Source organism: Bacillus luti (genome assembly GCF_009739945.1).
In the GTDB taxonomy this organism is placed as follows: domain Bacteria; phylum Bacillota; class Bacilli; order Bacillales; family Bacillaceae_G; genus Bacillus_A; species Bacillus_A luti.
Map to the genome: position 1 here is coordinate 3,113,113 of NZ_CP040336.1, position 12,900 is coordinate 3,126,012.

A 12,900-nucleotide genomic window follows, 5' to 3' on the forward strand; every position below is an offset into this window, starting at 1 on the left:
CCCCTTAAATAGTTGGCACTTTAATTCTAGTAGCAAAACGATTTTCAACAAAATACCCTTCAAATGGGTTTAACTTTGTACTACTTAAATCTTTATTAGATACATCAAAGACCATTTGGCCTGATGATTTTCTAAGTAAAATAACATGAGATTGCGTTTTTATTGTTTTTGAAACTAAATCGTATCGACTGTCAATTGAATCAACATCACAGCCAATTACGAAGTGGATACCCATAAATGCACCATTTGTTATTAATTCCGCTAAACTATATATATCGCTATCTTCTAAATTACTTAAAATATCATTTACATCTGCAATTACGATTACAATCGGCTTAAATTTCTTAATAAATTCGGCTGGGTTCACTGTTTCACTTGATGCTTCCTGCTCCTCTTTAAACGCCGCTTCTCTTGATTTATAAGCATTTGTAACTTGTTTGATCGTTTTCTCAATCCCTGTTTTTTCAGCTACATATAAAGCAGCGCTCTCTCTATAGTTCGAGAAATTACGTGTTCTTGTATCGATTAAGCCTAAGTCAAAGTGTCCACTTTCAGCTAACTGTTGAAGGAATTGATGAACTACATTTTCAACTTCATCTTTCTTGATTCCCCCTACAACAATATTAGACGCTTCCGTTAAATCTAATTCAAGAGGTGTAACGCTTTCTGTTTCTACACCAAATGTTAGTTTGCCTGCTTCAATAATTTTTCTTGTTTCTGGCCATGCAATAAATTCTTTGTATTCCAGAACTTCAGGCACCATAGGAATTGCTTTCGGTCTTTCTCCATCCCAGAAGGAATCCATCTCTTTTCCTTCAGCTTGTATATTTTCAATTCGAGTAAGTACGTCTTCTCCACTGGTCGGTAAAGCTGTTTGGAAAATTGTTGGTTCGTCAATTTTAACTAAACCACGTCCTGCTAATTCTTCAATTTTCAAGTCCGTTCTTCCTACAATAGCTCTAGATTCTGCCTCATCTATCATATATAGAGCAATTTGTAGTTTAATATTTGTATTTACTTGTACTCTCAACGCATTTTGACGTGTAGCCGTAAGCATTAAATGAATTCCTACCGCTGCCCCTTCACGTACGATTTGTGCAACAATGCGTTCAAAGTCTTCGACAAATCCAGCTTCTCTAACAGAATCATAGTTATCTAACGTAATTAATACTGTTGGTAATACTTCTTTACTAGCTCTCTCATACATTTCAAGACTCGCAACGCCATATTTACTTAGCAATTGCTTTCTATCTTTTAATAGATCTTCTATGCGGCGAAGAAATTTCTCGCATTTTTCAACTTGGTCTAGTGTAATGATGTCTGCCACATGCGGTAAAGATTTTAATGGCATTAAACCGTTTGTTCCGAAGTCTAATAAATACACATGTAAATGCTCCGGACTATGCTGACGAGCTACATCCATAATGACTGATTGTAAGAATGTTGATTTTCCGTAACCTGGACTTGAGAATACTGCTACGTGTCCGTCTTTACTAATATCTAATGTTAATGGTGTTTGTGATTGTAATTCAGGCTGATCTAGTAGACCAACTGTTGCTTGTAATGGTTTCTTTTCTTTCGTCCATGCTTCTTTGAACTGAATAGCGTGTAAGTCTTGTAAATATACGCTTTCTGGAAGTGGTGGTAACCACGGTCTTGCTAACGGCTCAATTTCATTTACTTCTGCGTAATCGTGAATGTAATCAATAACAGCATCTAGCTCAGATGGTACGCTTATTACTTCTTTACTACTACCAAGTCCACTTAAGTCTTCACTTAATATTTCATATTGTCCCAGATCATTTATTGCATATATCGTTGCGTCTAAATGTTCTTTATCCTCTTTATTTTCTACATAGTCCGCCCCGCTCCAAGCTGATTGGAATAGTTCATAAATTTCATTATTCCCAACTTGTAAGTAAGCACGTCCTGGTAATGTAATTTCAGCCGCATCTGGTGTTTTTAAAATTTCATTACTATCTGACGTATTTTGAACTTTCAATGCTAGTTTAAATTTCGAGTTACTCCAAATTTGATCATCTACAACACCGCTCGGTTTTTGTGTAGCTAAAATCAAATGAATTCCGAGCGAACGACCGATACGCGCTGTTGAAACTAGCTCTTTCATAAATTCTGGTTGTTCTGACTTCAGTTCCGCGAATTCATCACTAATTAAAAATAAATGTGGCATCGGTTCACTCACTAAGCCTTCTTTATACAGTTTTTGATACTGATTAATATGGTTTACATCATTTTCACCAAATAATCGTTGTCTTTTTTGTAATTCAGCTTTAATTGATGCGAGCGCTCTCATACTTTGTGCTCCATCTAAGTTCGTAATTGTTCCTAATAAATGCGGTAAGTTTTTGAATAAATTCGCCATACCGCCGCCTTTATAGTCAATTAGTAGAAAGGCTACTTCGTAAGGATGGAAATTGACCGCTAGAGATAAAATATACGATTGTATAATTTCCGATTTACCTGAACCTGTTGTACCTGCTATTAATCCGTGTGGTCCGTGAGCTTTTTCATGTAAATTTAAGTTTACGATATCTTCTTTCCCACGTAGTCCAAGTGGTACAGCTAAAGATTTATGCGCCGCATTTTTCTGCCAGCGACTTGTGATATTCAGTTCTTTTACTTTTTCAACACCGTACATTTCTAAAAATGTTACGCTTTCTGGAATACTATTTTTTAAGTTTTGCAAATGATTTAACGGCGCTAATGCTCGTGAAACATCTTCTAAATTGAAATCTTTCGGTACGCGATTTAGTTTAAATTGACGGTTAACAAGCTCGCCTTGTTCCAAGATGATGTTCCCGTGTTTTGCATCTCTTATATCTATTACCGTTTTCACGTGTTCCGGTAAACTTTGCATAACATCTTGTACAAATACAAGTGATACACCTAATTGACTCGGATCATCATTAAAGAATTCCATCACAACATGGTCTAGTATTAGTTTTTCATCTGTAATGAGAACGACATAGTGCGGTGCAAAGTACATTTTTTCATTAGTTGAACTTTTTTCATCTAGTTTTAGTTTTCGTTCTTTCAATATTTGATACAAACTATTTAACACTTGATCACGGCTACGATCATGGTATACAAATCCACGTACATTTATATCGCGAACACTTCCATGAGGTAACCAGCGCATCCAGTCCCACTTTTCCTTTTCTTCTTCCGGAAAAATAGTAATAAACTGCAAGTCATAATAACTATGGAATAACGCGGTTTGTACAACTAATAATTGTAATTGTTCTAACACTAAAGAGCGTTGTCCAATATAGCCAACCGGCCCATTTATCAAATCGGTTACAACAGGTACTTCTTCCAAAGTAAGATAGCGCTGTCTTACTTCACGTGCTATATCAATTAACTCATCTTTCGTTTGACTAAATTCTTCTTCATTAAATTGGATTTCAAAACTCGTATTAGCTTGTCCTGTCCCAACGCTAAATGTTAAGAAATCATGATGCAGCATTGTTTTTTCATATATACGTGGATTTACTTGCACAGCCATATTACGTATTACTTCAACATTCGGATTATGATATTGCAATGCATGACGCTGCTTTTCACTTTCTGCATGTAAATCTTTCGTTTTTTGTTTTATATACTCTCTATAGCTTTTATCACGTTCCACAATGTCGATTTTATATTGCTTTAAATTTTTTATATATGATGTGACAGAAACAATGATCGTTACTAATGTCATCGCAATCGAAGCAATAATAAACATTCCGTATTTCATAAAAATAGCAAGTAATACGGTTACGACAATCATGACAAGAGAAGGTGCAATGATTCTCGCCAAATGCTCAGTCGGTTTTGACGGCATACTTGAAGGTTTTGCAATTGTCATTTTCTCTTCTGGTTCACGGTAAATAATACGTGGTGAACGATGATAATCTGGATAACCACTTTGATAATTCGTTGCTGATTCTACTAAAATAGGTAACGCTGATTTCACATTATCTTCTGAAGAGAGTACTTGAATATCTTCACTGCCTATCTCCACTAAAACACCATCAAAATATAATATGTCTCCTGTTTCTAACAGCACGCTATCTTTTAGCTTCGTATAATTATGAAATACCTCCCCGTCATATACGTTCACTTTAAAAGAATCGTATAATGTTTCACGAGATAGCATTAAATCTACACTACTCCCGTTAATGGAAATATCATCATAGCTGTTTTGACTCATTGTAAGAGAATGTTTCGTTCCGATATCAAACACTTTCGTTGTGCCAATAATAGATATAAAGATTTTCAAGCTCACATCTTTAGTTTTTCCAATCTCAAATTCCTTATTGAATTCGATCAATTGATTTTGTACCATCCAAGCGTTTACTTCATTATTCCACTTTAATTCTATTTCTTGTTCTAAACTAGGATTCGTAATATCATTTGTCCATTCTTTTCCAATCGACACTATTGATTGCTCATTTGGATGTAATGTGCACTTATATATTTTGTCTCCATAAGTCAATACTAATAGTTGCTCCATGCGTGTTCACTGCTCCTTTTCAACTGTCTCATCAAGTGCTTGCTTACTCTTTTTTCTCTGTGCTTGACGAGTCTTTATCGTTTGATGATTTTCCATATTTCTTATCATACTCATCTAGTTGTTGCTCATATGTTTTTAACTTTTGATCACGCTCTTCTCCTGATAAATCCGGATTATTTTTCAGCGATTCAATTTGTTTAACAAGGCCGTACATAATAAGCTGCGGATCATCAAGTGTCTTAGCTAAATCTAATGATTTATCAAAATTACCTTTTCCGTTATACATCCAATACAGCAAATACTTTTCATCACTTTTCAAACTAATATTTTTCATAATTGTTTTCTTTTGATCTTCACCTAGTTTTTCAGCTGTAATGTATGCAAATGCTAACTCATATTTAGAGGCAATCGGTAATGATTCAAATTCTTCTTCATTTAATTGTGTAATTACTTTGTCATAATCAGTTGCTATGAAACTCGCATTTGCTTCTAATAATTTATTTTGATAAGGAAATTTTATAAAAGTGAAATATATTAAAGGAGCAGCTAAAATAACTGTCGCCGCTATGAAGGAAAAAGCTAAGTATTTAAACGATTTATAGCTTTTTTTAGGTACTAACTGCATATTTTTTTCTGTTTTTGTTTGTTCCTTCTCAAAGCTGTCATCAAGAAACTGCAGTAATGCATCTAAGTTTTCCATTTGAGCAACTGTTTGTTCAAATGTTGTTTCTTTTGCATCTTTTAGTAACCCAGCATATAAATCATCAAAATTGTGCTTTTCGGAGAATAAAGCAATAATTAGACACTTATATTGCGTTAAAAATTGCTCTTCTAACAACGGGGTTGGTGGAACAATATCTCGAATTCCTCTATGTATAATACTTGGCATTAAATTCGCATTAAAAACTATATTGTCTGGATGTAAAAAGAATGTGATTCGCTTATTTAAATATTTATGAAACTGCGCAACATTGCGAAGCAGTCTTAATTTCTCATTTCTTCCAAAACGTCCAAGATTGTCCCACTTATGTAATTTTTTATCTACTTGAAATAGAAACGTAAACATGTCATCCGTTTCTTCTATCGTTAATGGTACAAACTCAGATGACGCGCCCGTAATTATATCGAATTGACGGAAATCTTTTATACGTGTTTGAGATTTTGTCATCTCCAATTTCCAAATTTCTTTTTCTATTTGAAATTGATAGTTCATTGCATCAATTTGAATTGTTTTTTCCGTCATGTTTATCCTCTTCTCCTTTTCTTTATAACCCGTAATAACTTATTTTCAAATAACTAAAGGTAAGAAATATTTTTTATAGAACTTGTAATATATCCCCATCTGTTATTTGGTGATCGATTAAACGATCATTATCTGTTAAAACAATTGATTTATTTTTTATTTTCATTACAAAATGTGAACCGTTATGATTATCAATCTTTAACGTATCTATTAAATTTTTCAATAAATATTTAATAGATTGATGATTCGGAATACGCAAATCATATGTATTTCCATTCCACTTACTAAAATCTACTGTTACGTTAATATGCGTTTGTATCGCCATTACTTTACCTCCAACTTTTTCGAAGAACCGTATAGATACCGATGCAAATAAGTAAAACGCTGCCGCCTAACAATATTATTATTGTTGTACTGATTGGCTTTTCATTCATTGTTTGATTACTTGCTACTTCATCAGCGCTTTTTCTGACAACATATTCACTGCTAAACAAACTATTTTTCGTATTCTTCATACTATTTGTTTCTTTTTGCTTTATAAAAAGAGAATCTCGTAAAGATTCCATCTCTTTTTGTTCTTTCTTTTTCTTTTTCTGAATTTCTTCTTCTACTTCTTCGTTAAACAACTCAATCGATGCTTTATCTAATTCTGTTTCCTTATGTTCCTTTTTATTTTTTTCTTGGTCTTTATCTTCAAAACGGTCTACTTTAAACTGAATCTTTCCATCATCACCAAGATAACTGTCAGCCGCGCTCCTTATCGGTAGCGCGACAAACAGTAAAAGGAAACAAATAAATGATAACTTAACCACTATGCTCCATTGTTTGATCATTTACTTCTTTTTCCTCCCATTTCTTATGCCATACAAATAGATTACTAACTAACCCTATAATGGCAATTACAAACAATACGATAAAAATAACCTTTCCAGTATCTTTACCGCTAATAAAATCATTTAGAAAACTTTCGATATACTGAAGCGGTGAAAATTGACGTATCTTTCCAACAGTAGAAAGCTGATCTACTTTACTTCCAACTGCTTCAGTTAAAAATAGATACATGCTTAAAAATACTAATAAGATAAACATCCCTACCATTTTTATTTGTCGTAGTAAGTATGTTGAAACTAATACAAACGCCATCATAATAATTGTGATAAAAGCAATCCACAGTAAACTTTGATCCTGACCGAACTTTAAAAGGCGCCCCGAAATGATCCCTATACTGATCCCTTCCACAATCGATATTCCGAATGCTACTACTGTAGTTGGTACATTCATATCAATTAAAGAGAATTTCTCTTCAAAATGATCTGATTGCGTTCGTTTCTTTTCTTGATTCGCAATTGCGTATGCTGTAAATAACGCAACAATGAAACAAGTTAATACGATTAAGTATGGTGTAAAGGCATTACCAGCTACAATTACCCCATCATTTTGTTTCTGAACTGGACTAGATAAAAACTCATATAGCATCTCATTTTGACGATCTCCAATACGACTATTCGCCAAAATCTTTGTAAAGTTTTTCGAGAATGCTTTATCATCTTCCATTTTCTTCGTAAAATCATTTAATAAAGAATCTGCTTTCGAAACAATTGTCGTTCCGCTTTCTTGAATTTCTTTTGCTTGTCCGTTAATTTGGTCAAATGTTTTATACACATCATCTGATGTCGCTAAACTATGCTTCGAACTCTCTACTAATGACTGAGTTTGCATCGTTAAAGATTTAATACCAGAGTCTAACGATAGTACAGCTGTTTGTTCACCAGCATTATTAGTCGTTAATACTTGTTGCTCTTCAACTAACTTTAAGCTACTCTCACGCCATTTCGCTAAACCTTTTAAATACTCTCCTAAATTTTGATTCATACTAGTTGCTTGCTGCATCGTTTCATTTAGTTTCTCTGCTAGCAACATCGAATTTTGATCTGCACTAGTAATGATCTGTTGGTAAGAGTCTATTTTTTGTTTTAAACCTGTCATATCTTGCTTTACTTCACTAGTAATACTAGCTGAAACAAGATTTGAAATTAAATCAATTACACTTTGTTTATTTAACATATAGTACAATGAATGATCAGTCGCAATCGCATCTAAACTTCCCTCTTCAAGCTTAGGCCCCACGTCATTCGTTCTTAAATCAATCCCATAATACATTTGGTAAAGACTCATTAAACCTTGATAACTTTGAACGGTCTCCACTGCTTCTTTAATTAATACATTAGATGTATTATCTGTTAGCGTCTCAGTTTTTTGGTGTACAATATGATTATTTGTACGTTCAATTACTTTTGAGCCTCCACCTTGATTTTGGTTTCCACCGTTTCCGTTATCTGTTCCCGTTCCGCCTCCTGGGTTTCCACCGTTTCCGTTGTCTGTTCCCGTTCCGCCTCCTGGGTTTCCACCGTTTCCGTTGTCTGTTCCCGTTCCGCCTCCTGGGTTTCCACCGTTTCCGTTGTCTGTTCCCGTTCCGCCTCCTGGGTTTCCTCCGTTTCCGTTGTCTGTTCCCGTTCCGCCTCCTGGGTTTCCTCCGTTTCCGTTATCTGTCCCTGTTCCGCCTCCTGGGTTTCCTCCGTTTCCGTTGTCTGTTCCCGTTCCGCCTCCTGGGTTTCCTCCGTTTCCGTTATCTGTCCCTGTTCCGCCTCCTGGGTTTCCTCCGTTTCCGTTATCTGTCCCTGTTCCGCCTCCTGGGTTTCCTCCGTTTCCGTTATCTGTCCCCGTTCCGCCTCCTGGGTTTCCTCCGTTTCCGTTATCTGTCCCTGTTCCGCCTCCTGGGTTTCCTTCGGTATTATTGTTATTCTGTTCTGTCTTTTGAATGATAGGCTTTTTAACAGTGTTTACTAGCGGCATTATTCCATACTGCGTTTTATTAACTACATTTTCTACCTTGCCGTTTTCTGTTTTTGTTCCTTCATTCTCTTTATTTGGTTCTTCTTTTTTAGGTTCTTCTTTTTCAGAACTAGTTTCCTTTTCATTTTTCCCATCCAGTTTCCATTCCCACGTTACCGGAGAGAAAACATCTATATTGCTGTTTGGATCTATCAGTTTCACACGAAGGCTAATTCTTAAGTCTCCATCATTACGTGCAGATATTGCAACTGCTCCGTTTTGCAAGAATTCACTTGTACGGTCCACACCATCAATTAACAGTGAATCAGTACTTCCATATAGCTCAAAGCCACTCGGAATACTTACATTCAAAGTTTGCGAAGATTCCATTCCGATTACTCGCGCTGTATCATTGAATATAATTCCATACCTATGAAGGCTTGCCTTTACTTCTTTAATTGAATTTCCTAAAGATATGTTATTTGCAGGATCATAATAAAAATTATTTTCTTTACTATATTTATTTGTAAATTGGATTACGTTTTTCAATTGTAATTTCGTTACATCAGGCAAATCACTTTGAACGATTTCTTCCATATTTAAACTAGGCAACTTCGTAATTAAATTTTCAATTTGTTGCTTAATTCGAATATCCGGTTGTTTCATCAACGAATTTATAACTACTTCCTGTTGTCCATCATTTGAAATAGACTTTTGTAATCGTTTCAGGATTGTCGCTTGAATGTCACTCTCTAACTTCCCTGCAAGTTCTGTATCATATTCTGACACTTGTTTTTTTACATCAGTTAAATATTTTTGAATTGCTGAAGCATCAGCTAAAATATTAGGATCTTTCTCTGAAAGCGTAAATTGATTTGCGATAATTTTATTTGCAGATTCTAGTGCACTTAATTGTGTTAAAACATCGCCTGTATTCATATTGCTCATATACTGATTAAATTGATTTGTAAAATTATTCGCTAACAGATTATTATCAGTTTGCATTTTTTGAAAGTTATTAAATCCTTCTACATACGTATTATTAGATTTATTCCCTTCATCTAAAGCTTGACCAAACCCTTTTAAAACATCCTGGAATCCTTTAAAACTATTAACAGAAATACCAGTGTAATCTTGTACCGTTTTAAATTGGTTTGTGTAATTTGCCAACGGGCTATGTACATCTTTTTTATACATAGTCGTTTGAGTGGTCCCTTTTTCAATTATTTTACCTATATTATCTTGCGCACCTTGCAACTTACCGATAATACTTGCAAAATAAACATCGATAATTTGCTTATTAAAATCTTCTAAAATAGCAGAAGCTGTATTTTCCGCCTCAGCTTTCAAATCTTTATTTCCAGTTGCATTTACTTTGTAATTTAACGTTAATTTCTCTGGAAGTTCTGAATCAATCGCAACGGCCTTTCTAGAAAAATCGTTAGGTATTACAATCATCATATTGTAATTATTATTTTTTAAACCACTTTCTGCTACCCCACGACTAACTACGTACCATTCTTGTTTCGTATTTTTATTTACATTTTTAACAAATTGATCTCCAAACGCTATTTTATTACCTTCAAATACAGTACCTTGATCTTCATTCACCAATGCAACTGTCATTTTTTGTGTGGTATTCTCATTTACTTTCTTAACATTTTGATTTAACGCTAAATAGGAGACTCCTGTTGATAGCACAAGAGCTAAAATAATAAACAACAAGATGCTCCACTTGAACTTTTTCACTACCTATCACTCCTGCGACTGTGAGTCTATTAAGTTAAAGACTTCGTATCTTACTCTAGTTTTAAAGTAATTTAGCCATACAACGTATGGTTGCATGGCTAAATTATATAATTCTTTTATCTGTCTTATTGTAGACCGAAATTACGAGAAAGATCTTCGTCATGTCTAGCAACAGCTTCAGCAGTTTTATTAAGCTGCATATTAATTTCTTGTAATAGCTGAGCAAAGTTTTGTACTTTTGGCTTTAATTGATTGAACTGTTGATCAAATCCTTCAAAAGCACGCCCTTCCCATTCCCCTCTTAATTCATTTTGTAAATTTTGTAACTGACGTAAAATGTCCTCAATTTGATTTGCCCCTTGTCCATATCGAGTCGCTTTCGATTTAAGCTCCTCTGGTGACATACGAATTTGTCCTGCCATTATTAAATCCCCCTTAAAATTTAAGAATAGTAAAATTAATCCAACATCAATTCTACAAATTGATTATATCAATAATTTAAAAATTTCTAAACAAAAAAATGGTATTTTTCCAAAATTTCTCTTTTACTATAATAACAATATATTATATAATATTAATTTATATATTTTCCAATCATACTCTATACATTTACTATAAAGTTCTTTACACTTTTTTCTGAAAGGCAATAACCTCCCATCAAATAGTATGATAGAAGGTTATTACAGTGATTTATTGTTTATTTTTCTCACTTCAAACTCATTATCACTTGCCTTTCAACAAACCCAAAACCTTCATATATCTCTTTCGCAAAATTTCCAGCATATACATTCAAACGAATTTCTAAATACTTCTCCTTCAATTCCTTAATACCAGCTTCCATCAATTCTCGTGATAATCCTCTACCGCGATATTCTGGAAAAACGTACAGCTCATATATAAATCCAAGTTTTTCACGAGAAAAATAGTCTACACTTTCCCCTATTAATATCCATCCTAGTACTTTATTTTCTTCTTTAACGACTAAATAATATGCTCCTTTTTCTAAAATCGGCTTTGTAATTTCAAAGGCTTTCTCTATACTTAGCTGACAATTCCCTCTCGTCCCTTCAAAAAGTGACTGAGCTGCATATTTTAATATTTCATTGGTATCTTCTTGATTTGCCTTAATTATCATTTTTCACAACTCCCCTTGAATAATAGGCATTACTATCGCTTGTTCCAGATTCTCCGCTTCCATAACAATTGCCGTTAATCCATGTTCTGTACTTGTCTCATGAAACTCTCCCTTCTCCCAAAACACAGCTTGTCCAGCTTTTATTTTTACTTTTTCTTTATTTGTCCCACATATATACCCTTCTCCGCCCACAATAAGAAGCAGTTGTGATACAACTGCTTCATGATATCCAATAATTCCATTCGCTTGTAAATGCATAGCACCGATATGTATATTCCCTTGATAGTTTACTATTTTCGACATTATGAAATTAGACTGAAATACCGATAAGTGTTTTCCTACTTTTTCACTAAAATTAAATATCTTCATTTCAAGTCCTCCTTATATGTATAAAACCATCCTTACCGTCTGCATTAAATGTCCCTCGAAGTCTTCTTCAAATTGCTCCAATTCAGCAAAACCTTTCGCTTCATAAAAACGCTTTCCTTTTTCATTTGCCGCTTCTACATGTATGTATAGTTTCCGAATCCCTTTTAATACCGTCAGCCCTTTTTGTAATAAACCACTACCTATTCCTTTTCCTTGCTGATCTGGCAATAAATAAATCGCACCTAATTCCGCTTCATTTTGCAGTCTAACAGGTGAAAAATTTGCAAAGCCAATCACTTCCCCCTCTTCTTCTGCAACAAATAAATGTGTATTTTTAAGACGGTATTTCATTTTTTCATCAGAATATGCCTCGTCTAAAAAACGATCTTGAATCTCTCTCGGAATAATACCTTCATACGTATCATGCCAAGCTATTTTCGCCACTGATTGTACAGCATGAATATCTTCTTGCTTCATTTCTCTAATTATATATGTCATCTCGATGTCTCCATTCTCTTTAAATTATATTCTGCTAATATACTAGAAGAAATGGCAGAACCATTTTCATAATTTACCTTAATTAATTTTAATTTCTCAATTGAAGCTGTTGCGAAATCAAATTTTTCATATACATATTCCATTACATTTAAAAACTGATTTATATTTACCCTATTAGCAATCGTGCAATGCGGAATCCATTTTCCTGGTACGTAATACGAATTTAGATTATCGTGAAACGTCTTGAAATAATCATGATAAGAATGATGAAACCTTAACATTTCATCGGTAGTAGTCGGCGCTAGAAAAATTGTTCCATTAGTAGGAAAAGTTCCAATAGAAGGAAAGTCTACTGTAGCCAAATTTTCTTGAGTAGCTACAAACTTCTTTAATTTTTCAATATATACAGTAACATCTAACTCATTATAATCGGCAAGTGTAATATGTGGTTCTACTCCAGCTAGTTGATTTGTTCCAATTATATTTGTTAATTCATTTTGCAATGCTCTAATTTTATTAGTAAATACATCATCAAATGTAGCAATCGTAGCGTACATA

10 protein-coding genes are annotated in these 12,900 nt (G+C 34.1%); all 10 read right to left on the bottom strand.

Features of this window, described 5'->3' with window-relative positions; all coding sequences use genetic code 11:
* Positions 1 to 4: 4 nt before the first annotated feature.
* A complete protein-coding gene (essC, locus tag EUC40_RS15870; protein WP_156575944.1) occupies positions 5 to 4,516 on the bottom strand; it encodes a type VII secretion protein EssC in 4,512 nt (1,503 codons plus the stop codon).
* Positions 4,517 to 4,559: 43 nt separating this feature from the next.
* On the bottom strand, positions 4,560 to 5,759 hold the full coding sequence (gene essB / locus EUC40_RS15875) for a type VII secretion protein EssB (RefSeq protein WP_156575945.1): 1,200 nt from the start codon (positions 5,757 to 5,759) through the stop codon (positions 4,560 to 4,562).
* Positions 5,760 to 5,832: 73 nt separating this feature from the next.
* Positions 5,833 to 6,084, bottom strand: coding sequence for an EsaB/YukD family protein (locus tag EUC40_RS15880; protein WP_071712829.1), 252 nt, complete (start codon positions 6,082 to 6,084; stop codon positions 5,833 to 5,835).
* 4 nt (positions 6,085 to 6,088) lie between these two features.
* On the bottom strand, positions 6,089 to 6,592 hold the full coding sequence (gene essA / locus EUC40_RS15885) for a type VII secretion protein EssA (protein ID WP_156575946.1): 504 nt from the start codon (positions 6,590 to 6,592) through the stop codon (positions 6,089 to 6,091).
* The gene (gene esaA, locus EUC40_RS15890) at positions 6,564 to 10,340 is read right to left on the bottom strand and encodes a type VII secretion protein EsaA (protein WP_156575947.1); all 3,777 of its coding nucleotides are present in this window, start codon (positions 10,338 to 10,340) and stop codon (positions 6,564 to 6,566) included. Before esaA ends, essA begins: the two co-directional genes overlap by 29 nt.
* Positions 10,341 to 10,465: 125 nt before the next feature.
* Positions 10,466 to 10,762 (bottom strand): WXG100 family type VII secretion target, encoded by a 297-nt coding sequence (locus EUC40_RS15895; protein WP_000918601.1) that lies wholly within the window; start codon positions 10,760 to 10,762, stop codon positions 10,466 to 10,468.
* A 284-nt stretch (positions 10,763 to 11,046) separates the two neighbouring features.
* Positions 11,047 to 11,475, bottom strand: coding sequence for a GNAT family N-acetyltransferase (locus tag EUC40_RS15900; RefSeq protein ID WP_156575948.1), 429 nt, complete (start codon positions 11,473 to 11,475; stop codon positions 11,047 to 11,049).
* 3 nt (positions 11,476 to 11,478) lie between these two features.
* Positions 11,479 to 11,844: a cupin gene (locus EUC40_RS15905; protein ID WP_156575949.1), complete on the bottom strand. Its 366-nt coding sequence runs from the start codon at positions 11,842 to 11,844 to the stop codon at positions 11,479 to 11,481.
* Positions 11,845 to 11,856: 12 nt separating this feature from the next.
* The gene (locus EUC40_RS15910; protein WP_156575950.1) at positions 11,857 to 12,342 is read right to left on the bottom strand and encodes a GNAT family N-acetyltransferase; all 486 of its coding nucleotides are present in this window, start codon (positions 12,340 to 12,342) and stop codon (positions 11,857 to 11,859) included.
* Positions 12,339 to 12,899 (bottom strand): 2'-5' RNA ligase family protein, encoded by a 561-nt coding sequence (locus EUC40_RS15915; protein ID WP_071712606.1) that lies wholly within the window; start codon positions 12,897 to 12,899, stop codon positions 12,339 to 12,341. Before EUC40_RS15915 ends, EUC40_RS15910 begins: the two co-directional genes overlap by 4 nt.
* Position 12,900 lies beyond the last annotated feature (1 nt).

Bases quoted from the DNA above. Each gene is read 5' to 3' on its own strand.
- EUC40_RS15905 (WP_156575949.1), bottom strand. From the start codon at position 11,844: ATGAAGATATTTAATTTTAGTGAAAAAGTAGGAAAACACTTATCGGTA.
- EUC40_RS15880 (WP_071712829.1), bottom strand. From the start codon at position 6,084: ATGGCGATACAAACGCATATTAACGTAACAGTAGATTTTAGTAAGTGG.
- EUC40_RS15915 (WP_071712606.1), bottom strand. From the start codon at position 12,899: ATGTACGCTACGATTGCTACATTTGATGATGTATTTACTAATAAAATT.
- essC (WP_156575944.1), bottom strand. From the start codon at position 4,516: ATGGAGCAACTATTAGTATTGACTTATGGAGACAAAATATATAAGTGC.
- EUC40_RS15895 (WP_000918601.1), bottom strand. From the start codon at position 10,762: ATGGCAGGACAAATTCGTATGTCACCAGAGGAGCTTAAATCGAAAGCG.
- essB (WP_156575945.1), bottom strand. From the start codon at position 5,759: ATGACGGAAAAAACAATTCAAATTGATGCAATGAACTATCAATTTCAA.
- EUC40_RS15900 (WP_156575948.1), bottom strand. From the start codon at position 11,475: ATGATAATTAAGGCAAATCAAGAAGATACCAATGAAATATTAAAATAT.
- EUC40_RS15910 (WP_156575950.1), bottom strand. From the start codon at position 12,342: ATGACATATATAATTAGAGAAATGAAGCAAGAAGATATTCATGCTGTA.
- essA (WP_156575946.1), bottom strand. From the start codon at position 6,592: ATGATCAAACAATGGAGCATAGTGGTTAAGTTATCATTTATTTGTTTC.